The organism is Klebsiella sp. 10, assembly GCF_018223925.1.
Taxonomy (GTDB): Bacteria; Pseudomonadota; Gammaproteobacteria; order Enterobacterales; family Enterobacteriaceae; genus Klebsiella; species Klebsiella pneumoniae.
Window position 1 is genome coordinate 1 of the sequence record NZ_JAGRRB010000020.1, and the last position, 17781, is coordinate 17781.

The following is a 17781-nucleotide window of genomic DNA, read 5'->3' on the forward strand; positions in this document are numbered from 1 at the left end:
GTGACAAGGGGAAATGCAAAAAAAGTTTTCAACCGTCTCTTTTTTCAACAATGCGGCGAGGAATGTCGCAAAAAACCGCCGTTTTGCCGTTTTAACCGACGAAACGGGGCGCCTGGTGGCATACTGTTAGAGTAGAGGAAAGAAAGGAACGGCATTTATGTCTTTAAGCGCACAGCAACTGGCGGCACAAAAGAACATCTCCTGGGTACTGGCCGAAAAGCTCGCCCAAAAAATACTGACTGGCGAATATCAGCCGGAAAGCATTCTTCCCGGCGAAATGGAGTTGGGGGAGCAGTTCGGCGTCAGCCGTACCGCCGTCCGCGAAGCAGTGAAGACGCTTACTGCAAAAGGCATGCTGCTGCCCCGCCCTCGCATTGGCACCCGGGTGATGCCGCGCAGCAGCTGGAATTTCCTTGATAAGGAACTGCTCTCCTGGTGGCTAACAGAAGATAACTTCGAAGAGGTGGTAAGCCACTTTCTCGTCATGCGCAGCAGCCTGGAGCCACAGGCCTGCTTTCTCGCCGCCGCCAACGGCACCGCCGGGCAAAAAGCGCAGCTCAATACATTAATGGAAGAGATGATTGCTCTGAAACGCCATTTTCAGCGCGAACGCTGGATAGAAGTCGATATGGCCTGGCATGAACATATCTATGAAATGAGCGGTAATCCTTTCCTCAGCTCTTTCGCCTCGCTGTTTCATTCGGTCTACCACACCTACTTCACGTCGATTACGCAAAATGAAGTGGTGAAGCTCGATCTCCACCAGGCGATTGTCGATGCCATTCTTAACAGTGATGCGCCGGGGGCATTGCTCGCCTGCCAGGCATTGTTGAACGCCCCACACCACGTAAATCAATAACAAGGATTTGGCATGAGCGGAAAAAAAGGGCGCAGCATGGCTGGCCTGCCGTGGATCGCGGCGATGGCCTTCTTTATGCAGGCGCTGGATGCCACCATTCTTAACACCGCCCTCCCGGCTATCGCCCACAGTCTTAATCGTTCTCCCTTAGCGATGCAGTCGGCCATTATCAGCTATACGCTGACGGTGGCGATGCTGATCCCGGTCAGCGGCTGGCTGGCAGATCGCTTCGGCACGCGCCGGGTCTTTATCATCGCCGTTAGCCTGTTCACCCTCGGTTCCCTCGCCTGCGCCCTCTCCAGTTCCTTAACGGAACTGGTTATTTTTCGCGTAATTCAGGGGATCGGTGGGGCGATGATGATGCCGGTAGCGAGGCTGGCCCTGCTGCGTGCCTACCCCCGCAGCGAACTGTTGCCGGTCCTGAACTTTGTCACCATGCCGGGATTGGTGGGGCCGATTCTGGGCCCGGTACTCGGCGGGGTATTTGTGACCTGGGCCAGCTGGCATTGGATTTTCCTGATAAACATTCCGATCGGCGTAATTGGCATTCTGTACGCCCGTAAATACATGCCAAATTTCACAACGCCGCGCCGACGCTTCGATATAGGCGGTTTTCTGTTATTTGGCTTAAGTCTGGTGTTATTTTCCAGCGGTATTGAACTGTTTGGGGAAAAAATCGTGGCGACATGGCAGGCGCTGGCCGTGATTGCCGTCAGTCTGTTACTGCTCGTGGCCTATGTGCGTCACGCGCGTCGCCATCCGACGCCGCTTATCTCGCTCTCTTTATTTAAGACCCATACGTTCTCGGTCGGCATTGCCGGCAACCTCGCCACGCGGTTGGGTACCGGCTGCGTACCGTTTCTGATGCCGCTGATGCTGCAGGTTGGTTTCGGCTATCCGGCCATTATCGCCGGCTGTATGATCGCCCCCACCGCTATCGGCTCGATTATTGCGAAATCCACCGTTACCCAGGTGCTGCGCTGGTTTGGCTATCGTAAGACCCTGGTGGGGATCACCGTGTTTATTGGCCTTATGATCGCCCAGTTCTCGCTGCAGTCGCCAGAGATGCCGCTGTGGATGCTTCTTCTGCCGCTGTTCGTGCTGGGGATGGCGATGTCCACGCAGTTTACCGCCATGAATACCATTACCCTGGCCGATCTGACCGATGATAATGCCAGCAGCGGCAACAGCCTGCTGGCCGTCACCCAGCAGCTTTCAATTAGTCTCGGGGTGGCCATCAGCGCTGCGGTGCTACGCTTCTATGAAGGTTTTGATAATGCAAGCACGGTACAGCAGTTTCACTACACCTTTATAACCATGGGCGTGATAACCATTATATCGGCGCTGATGTTTATGCTGTTAAGAGCGAAGGATGGCCGCAACCTGATTAGCGAGCGGCATAAACGCTAAGCGGAACCGCGCACCACCAGCTCCGGCGTTAACTGAACGCGCTGCTGTTTTTGCTGCGGATCGGCCATGCGATGGATCAGTACGTCGATGGCCAGTTCCCCCAGCTCATCCTTTGGCTGGTGAATGGTGGTCAATGGCGGCGTCATATAACGTGCCAGCTCAATATCATCGTAGCCCACCAGCGCCATATCCTGCGGAATCTGCAGCCCGGCCTGGTATAACGCCTGATAAGCGCCAACCGCCATCGCATCGTTACCGACAAACACCGCCTGCGGACGCTGCGGCAACGCCAGCAGCTGCTGCATCGCGCTAAACCCGCCGCCAAACTCAAAATCACTGGTCACCACATATCCTTCGGCAACCGGCAGGCCGCAGCGCGCCATCGCGGCATGATAGCCTTCAAGACGCAGGCGCGCCGGGGTTTTATCCAGCGGGCCGGCAATACAGGCAATGCGTAAATGCCCCTGGTCAATCAGATACTGGGTCGCCATATCGCCGCCGAGCAGCGAGTTATCCTGAATCAGATCGCTATCGCCATCAAAGGGGGCCCAGTCCATCATAACCGTCGGTACCGACGGATAGCGCTGCATGATTTCCGGGGAGGGCTGATGGGTCTCCGTGCACAGCAGGAGTAATCCATCGACGCGTTTTTGCATTAGCGTCTCCAGATTACGATTCATTCGCTGCTCATCACCTTCGGTATTGCAGAGCACGAGGCTATAACCCCGCTCAAAGCAGCTACGCTCCACGCCCCGCACCAGCTCCGAATAAAACGGATTGGTACTGGCGGTGATCAGCATGCCGATGGTACGGGTTTGATTGAGCTTGAGGCTACGCGCCAGCGCAGAGGGGGCGTAGTTGAGGCTTTTGATCGCAGCGTCAACTTTGGCGGTAATCGCCTCGCTGACAAAGCGGTCCTTATTGATGACGTGTGACACCGTCGATGTGGAAACGCCCGCGATGCGGGCCACATCTTTCATCGTAGCCAAGCATTACCCCTGTTGCGCTAAAAATTCATCGATCTCTGTGCGCCACGGCACGGACGGCTGAGCGCCTTTGCGGGTTACGGCGATCGCCGCTGCGGCATGCGCAAAGCGAATCGCCTCCGGCAGGGCGGTCCCTTCCAGCAGCGCGGTCACCAGCGCGCCGTTAAAGGTATCACCGGCCGCGATAGTATCAATGGCCTGTACGCGAAACCCTGGGATCCGGCGGCTTTCGCCTTCGGCACTGAGCCAGACGCCGCGGCTGCCGAGGGTGATCATCACCGTACCAATGCCTTTGGCATGCAGCACGTTGGCGGCTTTTGCCGCATCTTCGTCACTCTCAACGCGAATACCGGTCAGCTTTTCCGCTTCGGTTTCGTTAGGGGTAATAATATCCACCAGCGCCAGCAGTTCATCCGGTAGCTCACGCGCTGGCGCGGGGTTCAGCACCACGGTGGTGTGATGGTGATGGGCGATTTTCGCCGCCGCTATGACGCTCTCCAGCGGCGACTCCAGCTGCATCAACAACGCCTGTGCGCTGGCGATACGCTCTTTTTCCGCCTCAACCTGGGAGACGGAAAGCGCCGCATTGGCGCCGGCATGAATACCGATGACATTCTCACCTTCGGCGTTAACGAAAATTAATGCCACCCCGGTCGCTTCCCCGGCAACCGCGCGCACGGGCGCCACGTCGATTTTATCGCTCGCCAGCTGACGACGGATGCGTTCACCGATATCGTCATCGCCGGTGCAGGCGATAAACGCGATATCCGCTCCGCTGCGCCCGGCGGCCACCGCCTGGTTGGCCCCTTTTCCACCGAACGCCACCTGATAATGGTGGCCGGTGACGGTTTCGCCCGGCGTCGGGAAAGCGTCAAGGTTAAGAATGTGATCGGCATTGATACTGCCAAGGACGACAAGTTTGCCTGCAGTTTTCATCATTTCTGTTCCCGGGAAAGCGCGCCACCGGGATCCGGTGGCGCATGCCCTGCTTTTCTTTTTTTATATTGTCCCTCGGACCGTTGCCAGTCCGAATCGCATATTACTGCTTAACGACCAGCTTCAGCTCAACCGGGTAGTTAGCTTCCACTTTTTCGCCCTTCAGTACCTTATCAGCAGTCTCAACGCCTTTCGCGCCGATCTGCTCCGGCAACTGTGCGACGGTCGCCGCCAGTTTGCCACTGTTTACTGCTTTTTCGCCATCCGGAGTGCCGTCAAATCCAACCACCATCACATCGGACTTGCCTGCAGTCTGCAGCGCGCGCAGGGCGCCCAGCGCCATTTCATCATTTTGCGCGAACACTGCCTGGACGTCAGGATGTGCGGTCAGCAGGTTCTGCATCACGTTCAGGCCTTTGGTGCGGTCGAAATCGGCCGGCTGGCTGGCCAGGACGTTGAATTTGTGCGCCGCCACGGCCTGTTTAAAGCCTTCGCCACGCTCGCGCGCCGCAGAAGTTCCGGCAATGCCCTGCAGCTCAATGACTTTTGCACTTTCACCCACTTTTTTCGCGATGTAATCGCCAGCCATTTTCCCACCCTGCACGTTGTCAGAGGCGATATGGCTCACAACATCGCCTTTTGTCGCCTGACGGTCGAGAGTGATGACCGGGATTTTCGCCTGGTTCGCCATCTTCACGGCGTTGCCAACGGCATCAGAGTCGGTGGGGTTGATCAGCAGCAGCTTGGTGCCGCGCACCGTTAAATCCTGGACGTTCGCCAGCTCTTTCGCCGGGTTGTTCTGGGAATCCAGCACCACCAGGTTGTAGCCCAGCTTGTCAGCTTCTTTTTGCGCGCCGTCTTTCAGCGACACGAAGAACGGGTTGTTGAGGGTAGAGATAACCAGAGCGATGGTGTCTTTGGCCATCGCGTTCGCGCTAACGGTCGCACTTAGCGCAACAGCAGAGACCAGGGTCGCCAGTTTTTTCATATTCATAGTTAAGATGTCCTGTAGAGTTCTCAGTTACTGCTTTTTGTTATCTACCAGTACCGCCAGCAAAATCACCACCGCTTTAACGATCATCTGGTAATAGGAAGAAACGCCTAAAAGATTAAGACCATTATTCAGGAAGCCAAGGATCAGCGCACCAATCAGCGTGCCGACAATGCGTCCTTTGCCACCAGCGAGGCTGGTGCCGCCGAGCACCACCGCCGCAATGGCGTCCAGCTCATAGCCCGTCCCCGCCGTCGGCTGCGCGGAGGAGAGACGCGCCACTTCGATGATCCCGGCCAGCGAAGCCAGCATTCCGCACAAGGCGTAAACGATAATTTTAACTTTATTGACGCTAATCCCGGACAGACGCGTCGCCGCTTCATTACCGCCCAGGGCATAAATATAACGGCCCAGGCGAGTATGGTGCAGCATGTACCAGGCCGCCAGGAAGACAATCGCCATGATCCATACCGGCGTCGGGATCCCCAGCGGACGCCCGATGCCAAACCAGCCAAACAGATCGGCATTATCGCTAAAGCCGGTATTGATCGGGCTGCCGTTGGTGTACACCATGGTTACGCCGCGCAGCAGCAGCATCATCACCAGGGTGGCGATGAAGGCCTGCACGCGGCCTCTCGCTACAATCACCCCGGTGACTGCGCCGATCGCCGCACCTAATGCGAGGGCAGCCGCGACCGCCACCAGCGCATTAACCTCAATGCCAACGATCGACGCTGCCACCGCACCGGTGAGCGCCAGCAGGGAGCCGACGGACAGATCGATCCCCGAGGTCAGTATGACCAGCGTCATCCCTACCGCCATAATGGCGTTAACGGAGGTTTGCTGCAGAATATTGAACAGGTTATTGACGGTAAAAAAGTTGGGGCTCATGGTCGATACCACCGCGATCAGCACCAGCAGGGCAATCAGCGATTTTTGCTCCATCAGCCACGCTTTTGTGAAATAGCGGCGACCAGAAACAGCCTGGGTTGTCATCTTTCTTACTCCTGATTCACACGGTTAAGCTTGCCCACAGCGGCAGCCATCAATACTTCCTGGGTGGCCTGCTCGCGTGTGAATTCACCGCCGAGATGCCCTTCATGCATCACTATGATGCGATCGCTCATGCCCAACACTTCCGGCATCTCGGAGGAGACCAGAATGATGCTCAGGCCGTCGGCTTTGAACTGGTTGATGAGCTGGTAGATCTCTTTCTTCGCCCCGACGTCGACGCCGCGGGTCGGTTCATCGAGGATCAGCACCTTCGGCCGGGTCATCAGCCCGCGGGCGATGGCGACCTTTTGCTGGTTGCCGCCGGAGAGCAGGCCGATCGCCTGCTCCATGGACGGCGTTTTCACGTTAAACAGGCGGATGAAATCACTCACCGCCTGCTGTTCATCTTTATGCTTAAGACTACCGCCCGCCCGGCTGAAATAGCGCAGCGCCGTCAGGGACATGTTTTCTTTTACCGACATCCCGAGAACCAGACCATCGCGCTTACGGTCTTCGGAGATATAGACAATGCCGTTCGCCAGACCATCCTGCGGCGAACGGGTCACCACTTCGCGGCCATCGAGCGTCACGGAACCGCTGCTGCGCGGCAACGCGCCGTACAGCACTTTCATCAGTTCGGTCCGCCCGGCGCCCATCAGCCCGGCAACGCCGAGGATCTCCCCCTGGCGCAGGGTAAAGGTCACGTTATCCACCCCCGGGCCGCAGAGGTTGTCGACCTTCAGGCGCACCGCGCCGGGCGCCTTATCGAGGTGTGGATATTGGTCTTCCAGCTTACGGCCGACCATCATCTCGATAAGTCGGTCCTCATCCAGCGACGAGACCTCGCGCTCGGCGATAAACTGCCCGTCACGAAAGACCGTCACGTCGTCGCAAATCTCGAAGATCTCTTTCATACGGTGGGAGATATAGACGATACCGCGCCCCTGCGACTTCAGTTCGCGGATGACGCGGAACAGCGATTCGGTTTCGGTATCGGTCAGCGCATCGGTCGGTTCATCCATAATGATGACTTTCGATTCGAAGCTCAGCACTTTGGCGATCTCCACCATTTGCTGATCGCCAATCGATAGATCGCCCACCAGTTTCTGGCTGGTAAAGCGGAGATTCAGCTTTGCCAACAGCTTGTCGGCTTCGGCATACATCTGCTTCCAGTCGATTTTGCCAAAACGGTTAACGAACTCGCGGCCAAGGAAGATGTTCTCGGCGATCGTCAACTGAGGGATCAGGTTCAGTTCCTGATGGATAATGCCGATCCCGGCTTCCTGGGAGGATTTTGGGCCGTTAAAGGTCGTCTCTTTGCCTAACCACAGCAAAGAGCCGGCATCACGGGTGTAGATCCCGGTCAACACCTTCATCATAGTGGACTTGCCGGCGCCATTTTCCCCTACCAGCGCCATCACCCGGCCGGCATAGACATTCAGCGCCGCGCCGGAGAGCGCCTTGACGCCAGGGAACGCTTTGTCGATCCCTTTCAGTTGCAATAAGGCTTCCATGACGGCGACCTCAGAACGTGACGCCGGCACAGAGAATGATATTCGCAAACGGGGAACACTCCCCGCTGCGAATTACCGCCTGACTGTCTGCGGTTTGTTTTTTGAACTGCTCATGGCTGGTGTAACGAATTTCAATGGTATTTCCCTGGTGCTGCTGCAGCTGCTCGAGGTGAGTGAGCAACGTCGCGTGGAGCTGCGGATTATGGGTTTTAATCTCTTCCGCGATGACAGCCGCTTCAACCTGCATTTCCGTCGTCACCACTTCCAGCACCTGCATAAATGAAGGTACGCCCTGAGTCAGCGCCATATCAATGCGCGTGCTGCTGCGGGGAACCGGTAATCCGGCATCGCAGACCACCAGCGTATCGGTGTGGCCCAGGCGGGAAATGACCGCGGAAATATCAGCGTTAAGTACGGTGCCTTTTTTCATTTTTTCTCTTTTGCTCCACTAGCGAAACGTTTCGCTAAAATAATTATTATCAATGTGTGAGCAGAAAACCATCACCAGAAGAGAGAAATGTGATCGCCATCGAAACGTTTCGCGAGGCAGCGACAGGACATAACAACCGGAGTGAGAAACAAAAAGCCCTTCGCAATGGAAGGGCTTTTTTGACATCAGATTTCGACCTGGGTACCGAGCTCGATAACCCGGTTTGGCGGGATCTCAAACTGATCCGGCGCCCGCAGGGCGTTACGCTGCAGCAGCAGATAAAGCTTGCCGCGCAGGCGAAGATACCATGGCCGTTTGCCGATAATCAGCGACTCATGCGACATAAAGAACGAGGTCTCCATCATCCGGCAGCTGAGTCCTTCCAGGCCACAGCGGTGGAACACCTCTTCAACGTTAGGCGTTTCCCGCCAGCCGTAGCTGGCCACCACCCGCCAGAAGGACGGTGACAGCTGCTCAATCTGCACCCGGCGAACGTTATGCACGTAAGGCGCATCTTCGGTACGCAGGGTCAGGAGGATCACTCGCTCATGCAGCACCTTGTTGTGCTTCAGGTTATGCAGCAGGGCAAACGGGATCACGTTCAGGGCGCGGGACATATACACCGCAGTACCCGGCACACGCACTGGCGGTGACTTCTCCAGCGAAGAGATCATCGCTTCCAGCGAGTTGCCATGCTCGTGCATCCGGCGCAGCAGGCGGAAACGCTCGCTCTTCCAGGTCGTCATCACCGTAAACATCACCATCCCCAGGGACAACGGTAGCCAGCCGCCGGAGACAATCTTATCGAGGTTCGCCGAGAACAGCGGAATATCAATGCACAGGAAGGCCACCAGCATCAGACCGACAAACAGCTTGTTCCAGTGCCAGTTTTTGCGCGCCACGGTCGCCGACAGAATGGAGGTCAGCACCATGGTGCCCGTTACGGCGATACCATACGCCGCCGCCAGGTTAGACGAATGCTCAAAGCTGACGATAACGATGACCACAGAAACGTACAGCAGCCAGTTAATGAACGGAATGTAAATCTGCCCGGACTCCATTTCCGAGGTATGGATAATGCGCATCGGCGACAGATAGCCCAGACGCACTGCCTGACGGGTCAGGGAGAAGACCCCGGAAATCACTGCCTGGGAGGCGATAACCGTCGCCAGCGTGGCGATAATCAGCATCGGGATCAGCGCCCACTCAGGCGCCAGCAGGAAGAACGGGTTTTTAATCGCTTCCGGGTGCTTCAGCAGCAGCGCGCCCTGGCCAAAATAGTTCAGCACCAACGAGGGCAGCACGACGGAGAACCAGGCGACGCGGATCGGCAGTTTGCCGAAGTGGCCCATATCGGCGTACAGCGCTTCCACCCCGGTAATCGACAGCACCACCGCGCCAAGCGCAATAAAGGAAACGGTCTTGTATTGCAGGAAGAAGTGCACAGCCCAGTAGGGATTCAGCGCCTGCAGAACTTCCGGATTAGCGTAAATGCTTCGCGCGCCCAGCACCGCCAGCAACAGGAACCAGATCAGCATAATCGGCGCAAACAGCTTGCCGACCATGCCAGTCCCGTGCTTCTGGATCACAAACAGCAGGGTGAGCACGATAATGGAGATAGGGACAATCCAGGTATCGAGCTGCGGGGCGATAATTTCTAACCCCTCTATCGCCGACATTACCGAAATCGCCGGGGTAATCACCACTTCGCCATAGAAGAAACTGCCGCCGATAAGGCCGAGGATCACCAGCACGGAGGTCATTCTGGCCGAAGTATTACGTCCGGCCAGCGACATCAGCGTTAAGATCCCGCCTTCCCCGGCGTTATCCGCCCGCATCACGAAGGTGATGTATTTAATCGATACGGTAAAGATTAACAGCCAGAAAATCAGCGACAAAAAGCCAAAAACGGCATCGCGCTCTACGCCAAAGCCAAACTGACCTGACAGGCATTCGCGCAGGGTATACAGTGGACTGGTACCGATATCGCCGTACACCACGCCGATGGCCGCCAGCGTTAACGCCGGCAACGATTGTTTATTATCAGTGCTCATAGACTAGTCTTTTCGTTTATAAAACAAATGTGTGCCTAGTCCCTTGGCCCACAAAAAGCGCACAGTATGCACGATTATTTGTGAAATCGTACCCCTAACAGACACCATATTAACCTGGCTCAAAAAAAATAAATCGATTCTTCAGGCTATTACCGCCCCGGCTCTAACATCTATACTCGTCCCAATAACGATACATGACAAAGCACGCAACTCAATTATGGCTCAAACACATTTACTGGCTGAAAGAATTTCCCGGCTCAGCGCGGCACTCGAAAAAGGACTCTTTGAACGCAGCCACGCGATACGCCTCTGCCTGCTGGCGGCGCTCAGCGGCGAGAGCGTTTTTTTGCTTGGTCCACCGGGGATCGCCAAAAGCCTGATTGCCCGCCGCCTCAAATTCGCCTTCCAGCAGGCGCGCGCTTTTGAATACCTGATGACCCGCTTCTCCACCCCGGAAGAGGTTTTTGGGCCACTGTCCATTCAGGCGCTGAAAGATGAAGGCCGTTACGAACGTTTAACCGCCGGCTACCTGCCGGAAGCGGAAATCGTGTTTCTCGATGAAATATGGAAAGCAGGTCCGGCTATCCTCAACACCCTACTGACGGCGATTAACGAACGTCACTTCCGCAATGGCGCGCATGAAGAGAAAATCCCAATGCGCCTGCTGGTGGCCGCGTCGAACGAACTCCCGGAAGCCGACAGCAGCCTGGAAGCGCTGTATGACCGAATGCTGATCCGTCTATGGCTTGATAAAGTGCAGGATAAAGGTAATTTCCGTTCGATGCTGGTCAGCCAGCAGGATGAAAACAGCAATCCAGTGCCCAGCGCGCTGCAGGTGAGCGACGAGGAATTTACCCAATGGCAGCAGCAGATCGGCAATATTAAACTGCCGGACGCGGTGTTTGAGCTGATATTCCAGCTCCGCCAGCAGCTGGACGCCCTGCCAAATGCCCCCTACGTCTCGGATCGCCGCTGGAAAAAGGCTATTCGCCTGCTGCAGGCCAGCGCCTTCTTCAGCGGCCGCGACAGCATCGCGCCGATCGACCTAATCCTGCTGAAAGATTGTCTGTGGCACAACGTCGAAAGTATGAACCTGATGTCGCAGCAGCTGGAAACGCTCATGACCTGTCACGCCTGGCAACAGCAGGCGATGCTGACGCGGTTGGGGGCGATTGTGCAGCGACGCATTCAGATCCAACAACAGCAAAGCGACAAAACGGCGCTGAAGGTCACCCGCCTTGGCGGGATGTTTAGCCGCAAACCGCACTATGAACTGCCGGCGGAGATCCAGGGAACCACCCTGACGCTGCTGCTGCAGCAGCCGCTCAAACTTCACGATATGGAAGTGATCCACATTACTTTTGAACGCGAGGCGTTAGCCAACTGGCTGGAAAAGGGCGGCGAGATCCGCGGTAAGCTCAACGGGATCGGCTTTGCCCAACTACTCAATATGGATGTCGACACCAGCCAGCATCTGGTCGTCCGCGATGTGAGCCTGCAGGGCTCACGCCTCGCGCTGCCCGGCAGCGCAGCGCAGGAGAATATGCCGGCGGAAATTCGCCAGCAGCTGGAAGCGCTGGATGATGAGTGGCACCAGCAACACAACCGCTTCAGCGAGCAGCAAAAGTGCCTGTTTATCCCGGTCGAATGGCTGGGAAGAATCGAAGCCAGCCTGCAGGACGTCGGCGCGCAGATTAAACAGGCGAAGCAGCCATGACGCTCGATATGCTGAATGTCATGCTGGCAGTCAGCGAAGAGGGAATGATCGAGGAGATGCTGCTGGCGCTGTTGGCCTCTCCTCAACTGGCGGTGTTCTTTGAAAAATTTCCCCGCCTGAAAAACATCATCGCGGCGGATATTCCGCGCTGGCGGGAAGCCGTTCGCGCCCGCTTAAAAGAAGTTAACATCCCGCCGGATCTGGACGCCGAAGTGCAAACCTATCAGCAGGCTCAGCTGCTCTCTACCTCGCAGTTTATCGTCCAGCTCCCGCAAATTCTCGGCAAACTGCACCAGCTCCAGTCCCCTTTTGCCGCCCAGGCGCAGAAGCTGGTGGATGACAATGCCACCTTTACCCCGGCGCTGCATACGCTGTTTTTACAGCGCTGGCGACTGAGCCTGGTGGTGCAAGCCACCAGCCTTAACCAGCAGCTGCTGGACGAGGAGCGCGACCAGTTGCTCAGTGAGGTCCAGGAACGAATGACGCTCAGCGGTCAGCTCGATCCGGTGCTGGCGGAAAATGATACCGCCGCCGGACGCCTGTGGGATATGAGCGCCGGGGAACTCAAACGAGGCGACTACCAGCTGATCGTGCGCTATGGCGATTTTCTTAACCAGCAACCGGAGCTGCTGCAGCTGGCGGAACAGCTGGGGCGTTCAAGGGAAGCGAAATCCGTGCCGAAGAAAGATGCGCCGATGGAAACCTTCCGCAGCCTGGTACGCGAGCCGGCAACGGTGCCTGAACAGGTCGACGGCCTCCAGCAGAGCGACGACATTCTACGCCTGCTGCCGCCGGAGCTGGCGACGCTTGGCATCACGGAGCTGGAGTTTGAATTTTATCGCAAGCTGGTGGAGAAACAGCTGCTCACCTACCGGCTACACGGCGATGCCTGGCGCGAGAAAATTACCGAACGCCCGGTAACGCGGCAGGATTTTGATGAGCAACCGCGCGGGCCGTTCATTGTCTGCGTCGATACGTCAGGATCGATGGGCGGTTTTAACGAACAGTGCGCTAAGGCCTTTTGTCTGGCCCTGATGCGCATCGCGCTGGCCGATAACCGTCGCTGCTTCATTATGCTGTTTTCCAGCGAAGTGGTGCATTACGAGTTGACCAGCGAGAGCGGACTGGAGCAGGCGATCCGTTTCCTGAGCCAGCGTTTTCGCGGCGGCACCGATCTGGCCAGCTGTTTTCGCGCCATTATTGAACGTTTGCAAAACCCGCAGTGGGTGGATGCGGATGCCGTGGTGATCTCCGACTTTATTGCCCAACGGTTGCCGGATGAGGTGATTGCTCAAGTGGGGGAGTTACAGCGTAAGCATCAGCACCGTTTTCACGCGGTGGCGATGTCGGTTCACGGCAAACCCGGCATCATGCGCATCTTCGATCATATCTGGCGCTTTGACACCGGGCTGCGTAGCCGCCTGCTGCGACGCTGGCGGCGCTAATCGTTACAGCAGCGCGGAAACGCTTTCGCGAACCTGCGCCGGCCATACGCCGCACTGCACCTGACCAATATGGTCAAGCTGCAGCAACAGCATCGTCAAACGAGACTGGCCAATGCCGCCGCCGATAGTCTGCGGCATCTCGCCGCGCAGCAGCGCCTGGTGCCACTCCAGTTTCAGGCGATCTTCATCGCCGGTCAGCGCCAGCTGGCGCTTTAGCGCCTCGGCGTCAACGCGGATCCCCATCGAGGAGATCTCGAACGCATCCTCCAGCACCGGGTTCCACACCAGGATATCGCCGTTCAGGCCGGCAAAACCTTCAGAAACCTCAGTACTCCAGTCATCATAATCCGGCGCACGCACGTCGTGGCGCTTGCCATCAGCTAGTTTGCCGCCGATACCAATTAAGAAGACGGCGCCCAGCTCTTTGGCAATAGCCCGCTCACGACCTTTGGCATCAAGCTCCGGATAGCGGCTCAGCAGCTCCTGGCTGTGAACAAAATGGATCTGTTCCGGCAGGAACGGCGTCAGGCCAAACTCCTGGCTGACCGCCAGCTCGGTGGCTTTGATCCCGGCGTAGATCGCCTCGACGGTTGCCTTCAGGGTGCCGACGTGACGCTCTTCATCCCCCATCACGCGCTCCCAGTCCCACTGGTCAACATAGACGGAATGGATAGGCGTCAGACGGTCTTCATCGGGGCGAAGGGCTTTCATGTGCGTGTACAGCCCTTCGCCCGCGCTGAAGTCGTGTTGTCCCAGGGTTTGACGCTTCCACTTCGCCAGCGAATGAACCACTTCGAACTGGGCGTCGGGCAGTGTTTTCACTTTTACCTGAACCGCTTTCTCGCAGCCGGACAAGTTATCCTGCGTCCCATCGCCCACGCGGCTTAAGATTGGCGCCTGGACTTCAATCAGGCCAAGCTTCTCTTCCAGCTGACGGGAAAAGTGGGATTTAACGAAACTGATCTGGCGTTGTTTTGCGATATATGCGGTTTTCATTTTTATGACTCCTGCGTCCTGTTGCCATTGATTAAGCAACAAAACAGGGCGGCAATACAATAATCAATCAATAAAAAGGCGCATCAACTTTTAATTCATTAAAATATGGCGCTAAAATAGTAAGAACCCTCAAACTTCATAAGAAAAAGATATGGAAAATTATCAGATCGACAATCTGGACCGCGGCATTCTTGATGCGCTGATGGCCAACGCCCGTACCGCCTATGCCGAACTGGCCAAACAGTTCAGCGTCAGCCCGGGTACCATTCACGTGCGCGTCGAAAAGATGAAGCAGGCGGGTATCATTACCGGCGCGCGCATTGACGTCAGCCCCAAGCAGCTGGGCTACGACGTCGGTTGCTTCATCGGCATTATTTTAAAAAGCGCCAAAGACTATCCCTCCGCCCTCGCCCGCCTGGAAAGTCTGGAGGAGGTCACCGAGGCTTACTACACCACCGGCCACTACAGCATCTTTATTAAGGTGATGTGTAAATCCATCGATGCTCTGCAGCAGGTACTTATCAACAAGATCCAAACAATCGATGAAATTCAGTCCACTGAAACTCTGATCGTGCTGCAGAACCCGATCATGCGCACCATCAAGCCCTGATCGCTTTTTTTAATCCCACATTTTTCCACAGGTAGATCCCAGCTCGCTCACAGCGTACAATACGCCACTCTGAACAGTTGAGCGGGCGATCGGCGATCTATGGCAGACATTACACTTATCAGCGGCAGCACCCTGGGCAGTGCGGAATATGTAGCAGAGCATCTGGCGGAAAAGCTGGAAGAAGCCGGCTATAGCACTGAAATCCAGCACGGTCCGCTGGTGGACGATCTGCAGGCGCAAGGGATCTGGTTAATTATCTCTTCCACCCATGGCGCCGGCGACATTCCCGACAACCTGGTTCCCTTCTATGACGCGCTGCAGGAGAAGCAGGCCGATCTTTCCGCCGTGCGCTTTGGCGCTATAGGGATCGGCAGCCGCGAATACGACACCTTTTGCGGCGCGATCGATAAATTAGAAGCGGCGCTGAAGGCCTGCGGGGCAAAACAGATCGGTGAGACGCTGAAGATCAACGTCCTTGAACACGAAATTCCGGAGGATCCAGCGGAAATCTGGCTGGGATCTTGGAAAAATTTGCTCTGAGAATTGTAAAGATCGTCCGATCTTCTGTGGATAACCATGCTTAAAAGCTTGGATCAACCGGTAGTTATCCAAAGAATAACCGTAGTATGGTTTTTGAGCTGTGCATAACCCTTCATTCTGATCCCAGCTTATACGGACCAGGATCACCGATCATTCACAGATAGTGATCCTTCTTAAGCTTTTGATCTTACTTCGCGGATCCGACTTATCCACAAAGAGAGTCGATCCTAATAAGAGATCACAATAGAACAGATCTCTATATAAAGATCTTCTTTTTAATACTCAGGATCCCGGAGTCTTTCTCGAAAGACGAAAGTTGAGTAGAATCCACGGCCCGGGCTTCAATCCATTTTCATACCGCTTTATGCGAGGCAGACCACCATGTTTTATCAGGATCCTTTTGACGTCATTATCATTGGCGGGGGTCATGCAGGCACTGAGGCCGCAATGGCCGCAGCGCGTATGGGTCAACAAACCCTGCTTTTGACACACAATATCGACACGCTGGGGCAAATGAGTTGCAACCCGGCGATTGGCGGCATTGGGAAAGGACACCTGGTAAAAGAAGTGGATGCGCTCGGCGGTTTGATGGCCAAAGCGATCGATCAGGCGGGTATTCAGTTTAGGATACTAAACGCCAGCAAAGGACCGGCAGTGCGCGCCACCCGCGCCCAGGCTGACCGCGTGCTTTATCGTCAGGCAGTACGTACCGCGCTGGAGAACCAGCCGAACCTGATGATCTTCCAGCAGGCGGTTGAAGATCTGATTGTCGAAAACGATCGCGTCGTGGGCGCCGTCACCCAGATGGGCCTCAAATTCCGCGCTAAAGCGGTAGTGCTGACTGTCGGGACCTTCCTTGACGGCAAAATCCATATTGGTCTGGACAACTACAGCGGCGGCCGCGCCGGCGATCCGCCGTCTATCCCGCTGTCTCGTCGTCTGCGTGAATTGCCTCTGCGCGTAAGTCGTCTGAAAACCGGTACTCCGCCGCGTATTGACGCGCGCACCATCGATTTCAGCGTGCTGGCGCAGCAGCATGGCGATAACCCGATGCCGGTCTTCTCGTTCATGGGATCCGCGGATCAGCATCCGCGCCAGGTACCGTGCTATATCACCCACACTAACGAGAAAACCCACGATGTGATCCGCAATAACCTCGATCGCAGTCCTATGTACGCCGGAGTGATCGAAGGGATCGGACCTCGCTATTGCCCGTCGATCGAAGACAAAGTCATGCGCTTTGCCGATCGCAACCAGCATCAGATCTTCCTCGAGCCGGAAGGACTGACCTCAAACGAAATTTATCCGAACGGTATATCCACCAGCCTACCGTTTGATGTGCAAATGCAAATCGTCCGCTCGATGCAGGGGATGGAGAATGCGCGGATCGTCCGTCCAGGCTACGCTATTGAGTACGATTTCTTCGACCCGCGCGATCTGAAGCCAACGCTTGAGAGCAAATTTATTCAGGGTCTGTTCTTCGCCGGCCAAATCAATGGTACCACCGGTTATGAAGAGGCGGCGGCTCAGGGGCTGCTGGCCGGACTTAACGCCGCCCGCTTCTCTGCGGAAAAAGAGGGCTGGGCGCCGCGTCGCGATCAGGCTTACCTCGGCGTGCTGGTAGATGACCTCTGCACCCTGGGTACCAAAGAACCGTACCGCATGTTTACTTCCCGCGCTGAATATCGTCTGATGCTGCGCGAAGACAACGCCGATTTGCGTTTGACCGAACAGGGGCGCGAGCTGGGTCTGGTGGATGACGAACGCTGGGCACGTTACAACGAGAAGCTGGAAAGCATCGAACGTGAACGCCAGCGTCTGAAATCCACCTGGGTGAATCCGCAGGCAGAGAGCGCCAACGAAGTGAACGCTCACCTGACCGCGCCGTTGTCGCGTGAAGCCAGCGGCGAAGATCTGCTGCGTCGTCCGGAAATGACCTACGAACAGCTGGTTCAACTCTCGCCATTCACCCCGGGACTGGAAGATCGTCAGGCGGCTGAACAGGTAGAGATCCAGGTGAAGTATGAGGGCTATATCGCGCGCCAGCAGGATGAGATTGAGAAACAACAGCGCAATGAGAATACCTTGCTGCCAGCGACCCTCGACTACCGCCAGGTCACTGGGCTGTCTAACGAGGTGATTGCCAAACTGAACGACCATAAACCGTCGTCGATAGGGCAGGCGTCACGTATCTCCGGGATCACCCCGGCGGCGATCTCTATTTTGCTGGTTTGGCTGAAAAAGCAGGGGATGCTGCGCCGCAGCGCCTGATTGCGGCTGCCTGCCGCGCTGATTTCCCA

The 17781-nt window shown here is 56.3% G+C and carries 15 protein-coding genes; 7 read left to right on the forward strand and 8 right to left on the reverse strand.

From position 1 onward, the window contains the following. The first annotated feature begins 157 nt into the window (after nt 1-157). Together KHQ26_RS22445 and mdtD are read left to right on the forward strand one after the other, a co-directional pair. Nucleotides 158-859 carry a FadR/GntR family transcriptional regulator gene (locus tag KHQ26_RS22445; RefSeq protein ID WP_002882540.1) on the forward strand — a complete coding sequence of 234 codons (702 nt, stop codon included), beginning with the start codon at nt 158-160 and terminating at the stop codon, nt 857-859. Between the two features lie 12 nt (nt 860-871). Further along, nucleotides 872-2269, forward strand: a complete 1398-nt coding sequence (mdtD, locus tag KHQ26_RS22450; RefSeq protein WP_002882539.1) for a multidrug transporter subunit MdtD — start codon at nt 872-874, stop codon at nt 2267-2269. On the opposite strand, the gene rbsR is transcribed toward mdtD, so the two are convergent. The 7 genes from rbsR to kup form a co-directional block, all read right to left on the reverse strand. Continuing rightward, the gene (rbsR, locus tag KHQ26_RS22455; RefSeq protein ID WP_016831327.1) at nt 2266-3258 is read right to left on the reverse strand and encodes a ribose operon transcriptional repressor RbsR; all 993 of its coding nucleotides are present in this window, start codon (nt 3256-3258) and stop codon (nt 2266-2268) included. The two genes, mdtD and rbsR, sit on opposite strands and share 4 nt — an antisense overlap. Before the next feature lie 3 nt (nt 3259-3261). Further along, nucleotides 3262-4194, reverse strand: a complete 933-nt coding sequence (rbsK, locus tag KHQ26_RS22460) for a ribokinase (RefSeq protein WP_004173836.1) — start codon at nt 4192-4194, stop codon at nt 3262-3264. 100 nt (nt 4195-4294) lie between these two features. Then, nucleotides 4295-5185: a ribose ABC transporter substrate-binding protein RbsB gene (gene rbsB / locus KHQ26_RS22465; protein WP_002882536.1), complete on the reverse strand. Its 891-nt coding sequence runs from the start codon at nt 5183-5185 to the stop codon at nt 4295-4297. A 27-nt stretch (nt 5186-5212) separates the two neighbouring features. Further along, on the reverse strand, nt 5213-6178 hold the full coding sequence (gene rbsC, locus KHQ26_RS22470) for a ribose ABC transporter permease (protein ID WP_002882531.1): 966 nt from the start codon (nt 6176-6178) through the stop codon (nt 5213-5215). 5 nt (nt 6179-6183) lie between these two features. After that, nucleotides 6184-7689, reverse strand: a complete 1506-nt coding sequence (rbsA, locus tag KHQ26_RS22475; RefSeq protein ID WP_002882529.1) for a ribose ABC transporter ATP-binding protein RbsA — start codon at nt 7687-7689, stop codon at nt 6184-6186. A 10-nt stretch (nt 7690-7699) separates the two neighbouring features. After that, entirely contained in the window at nt 7700-8119 is a 420-nt protein-coding gene (rbsD, locus tag KHQ26_RS22480) for a D-ribose pyranase (RefSeq protein WP_002882527.1), read from the reverse strand. Between the two features lie 185 nt (nt 8120-8304). Further along, entirely contained in the window at nt 8305-10173 is a 1869-nt protein-coding gene (gene kup, locus KHQ26_RS22485) for a low affinity potassium transporter Kup (protein WP_002882520.1), read from the reverse strand. Between the two features lie 217 nt (nt 10174-10390). Between kup and ravA the strand changes: the two genes are divergently transcribed. Together ravA and viaA are read left to right on the forward strand one after the other, a co-directional pair. Continuing rightward, nucleotides 10391-11890 (forward strand): ATPase RavA, encoded by a 1500-nt coding sequence (ravA, locus tag KHQ26_RS22490; protein ID WP_004151555.1) that lies wholly within the window; start codon nt 10391-10393, stop codon nt 11888-11890. After that, nucleotides 11887-13335 carry an ATPase RavA stimulator ViaA gene (viaA, locus tag KHQ26_RS22495; protein WP_002882517.1) on the forward strand — a complete coding sequence of 483 codons (1449 nt, stop codon included), beginning with the start codon at nt 11887-11889 and terminating at the stop codon, nt 13333-13335. The genes ravA and viaA overlap by 4 nt, the downstream gene beginning before the upstream one ends. 3 nt (nt 13336-13338) lie before the next feature. Here the strand turns inward: viaA and asnA are convergent, their stop codons facing one another. Beyond that, nucleotides 13339-14331 carry an aspartate--ammonia ligase gene (asnA, locus tag KHQ26_RS22500; RefSeq protein ID WP_002882514.1) on the reverse strand — a complete coding sequence of 331 codons (993 nt, stop codon included), beginning with the start codon at nt 14329-14331 and terminating at the stop codon, nt 13339-13341. A 151-nt stretch (nt 14332-14482) separates the two neighbouring features. Here asnA and asnC point away from each other — a divergent pair, with 151 nt between their 5' ends. From asnC to mnmG, 3 genes are all read left to right on the forward strand, one after another. Continuing rightward, nucleotides 14483-14941, forward strand: coding sequence for a transcriptional regulator AsnC (gene asnC, locus KHQ26_RS22505; RefSeq protein ID WP_002882510.1), 459 nt, complete (start codon nt 14483-14485; stop codon nt 14939-14941). Between the two features lie 99 nt (nt 14942-15040). Then, complete coding sequence (gene mioC, locus KHQ26_RS22510) at nt 15041-15481, forward strand: FMN-binding protein MioC (protein WP_004144988.1); 441 nt, start codon at nt 15041-15043, stop codon at nt 15479-15481. Between the two features lie 381 nt (nt 15482-15862). Continuing rightward, on the forward strand, nt 15863-17752 hold the full coding sequence (mnmG, locus tag KHQ26_RS22515; RefSeq protein ID WP_004144989.1) for a tRNA uridine-5-carboxymethylaminomethyl(34) synthesis enzyme MnmG: 1890 nt from the start codon (nt 15863-15865) through the stop codon (nt 17750-17752). Nucleotides 17753-17781 lie beyond the last annotated feature (29 nt).

Bases quoted from the DNA above. Each gene is read 5' to 3' on its own strand.
- rbsK (WP_004173836.1), bottom strand. From the start codon at position 4,194: ATGATGAAAACTGCAGGCAAACTTGTCGTCCTTGGCAGTATCAATGCC.
- mioC (WP_004144988.1), top strand. From the start codon at position 15,041: ATGGCAGACATTACACTTATCAGCGGCAGCACCCTGGGCAGTGCGGAA.
- rbsA (WP_002882529.1), bottom strand. From the start codon at position 7,689: ATGGAAGCCTTATTGCAACTGAAAGGGATCGACAAAGCGTTCCCTGGC.
- rbsC (WP_002882531.1), bottom strand. From the start codon at position 6,178: ATGACAACCCAGGCTGTTTCTGGTCGCCGCTATTTCACAAAAGCGTGG.
- rbsD (WP_002882527.1), bottom strand. From the start codon at position 8,119: ATGAAAAAAGGCACCGTACTTAACGCTGATATTTCCGCGGTCATTTCC.
- rbsB (WP_002882536.1), bottom strand. From the start codon at position 5,185: ATGAATATGAAAAAACTGGCGACCCTGGTCTCTGCTGTTGCGCTAAGT.
- mdtD (WP_002882539.1), top strand. From the start codon at position 872: ATGAGCGGAAAAAAAGGGCGCAGCATGGCTGGCCTGCCGTGGATCGCG.
- mnmG (WP_004144989.1), top strand. From the start codon at position 15,863: ATGTTTTATCAGGATCCTTTTGACGTCATTATCATTGGCGGGGGTCAT.
- ravA (WP_004151555.1), top strand. From the start codon at position 10,391: ATGGCTCAAACACATTTACTGGCTGAAAGAATTTCCCGGCTCAGCGCG.
- asnC (WP_002882510.1), top strand. From the start codon at position 14,483: ATGGAAAATTATCAGATCGACAATCTGGACCGCGGCATTCTTGATGCG.
- viaA (WP_002882517.1), top strand. From the start codon at position 11,887: ATGACGCTCGATATGCTGAATGTCATGCTGGCAGTCAGCGAAGAGGGA.
- kup (WP_002882520.1), bottom strand. From the start codon at position 10,173: ATGAGCACTGATAATAAACAATCGTTGCCGGCGTTAACGCTGGCGGCC.
- asnA (WP_002882514.1), bottom strand. From the start codon at position 14,331: ATGAAAACCGCATATATCGCAAAACAACGCCAGATCAGTTTCGTTAAA.
- KHQ26_RS22445 (WP_002882540.1), top strand. From the start codon at position 158: ATGTCTTTAAGCGCACAGCAACTGGCGGCACAAAAGAACATCTCCTGG.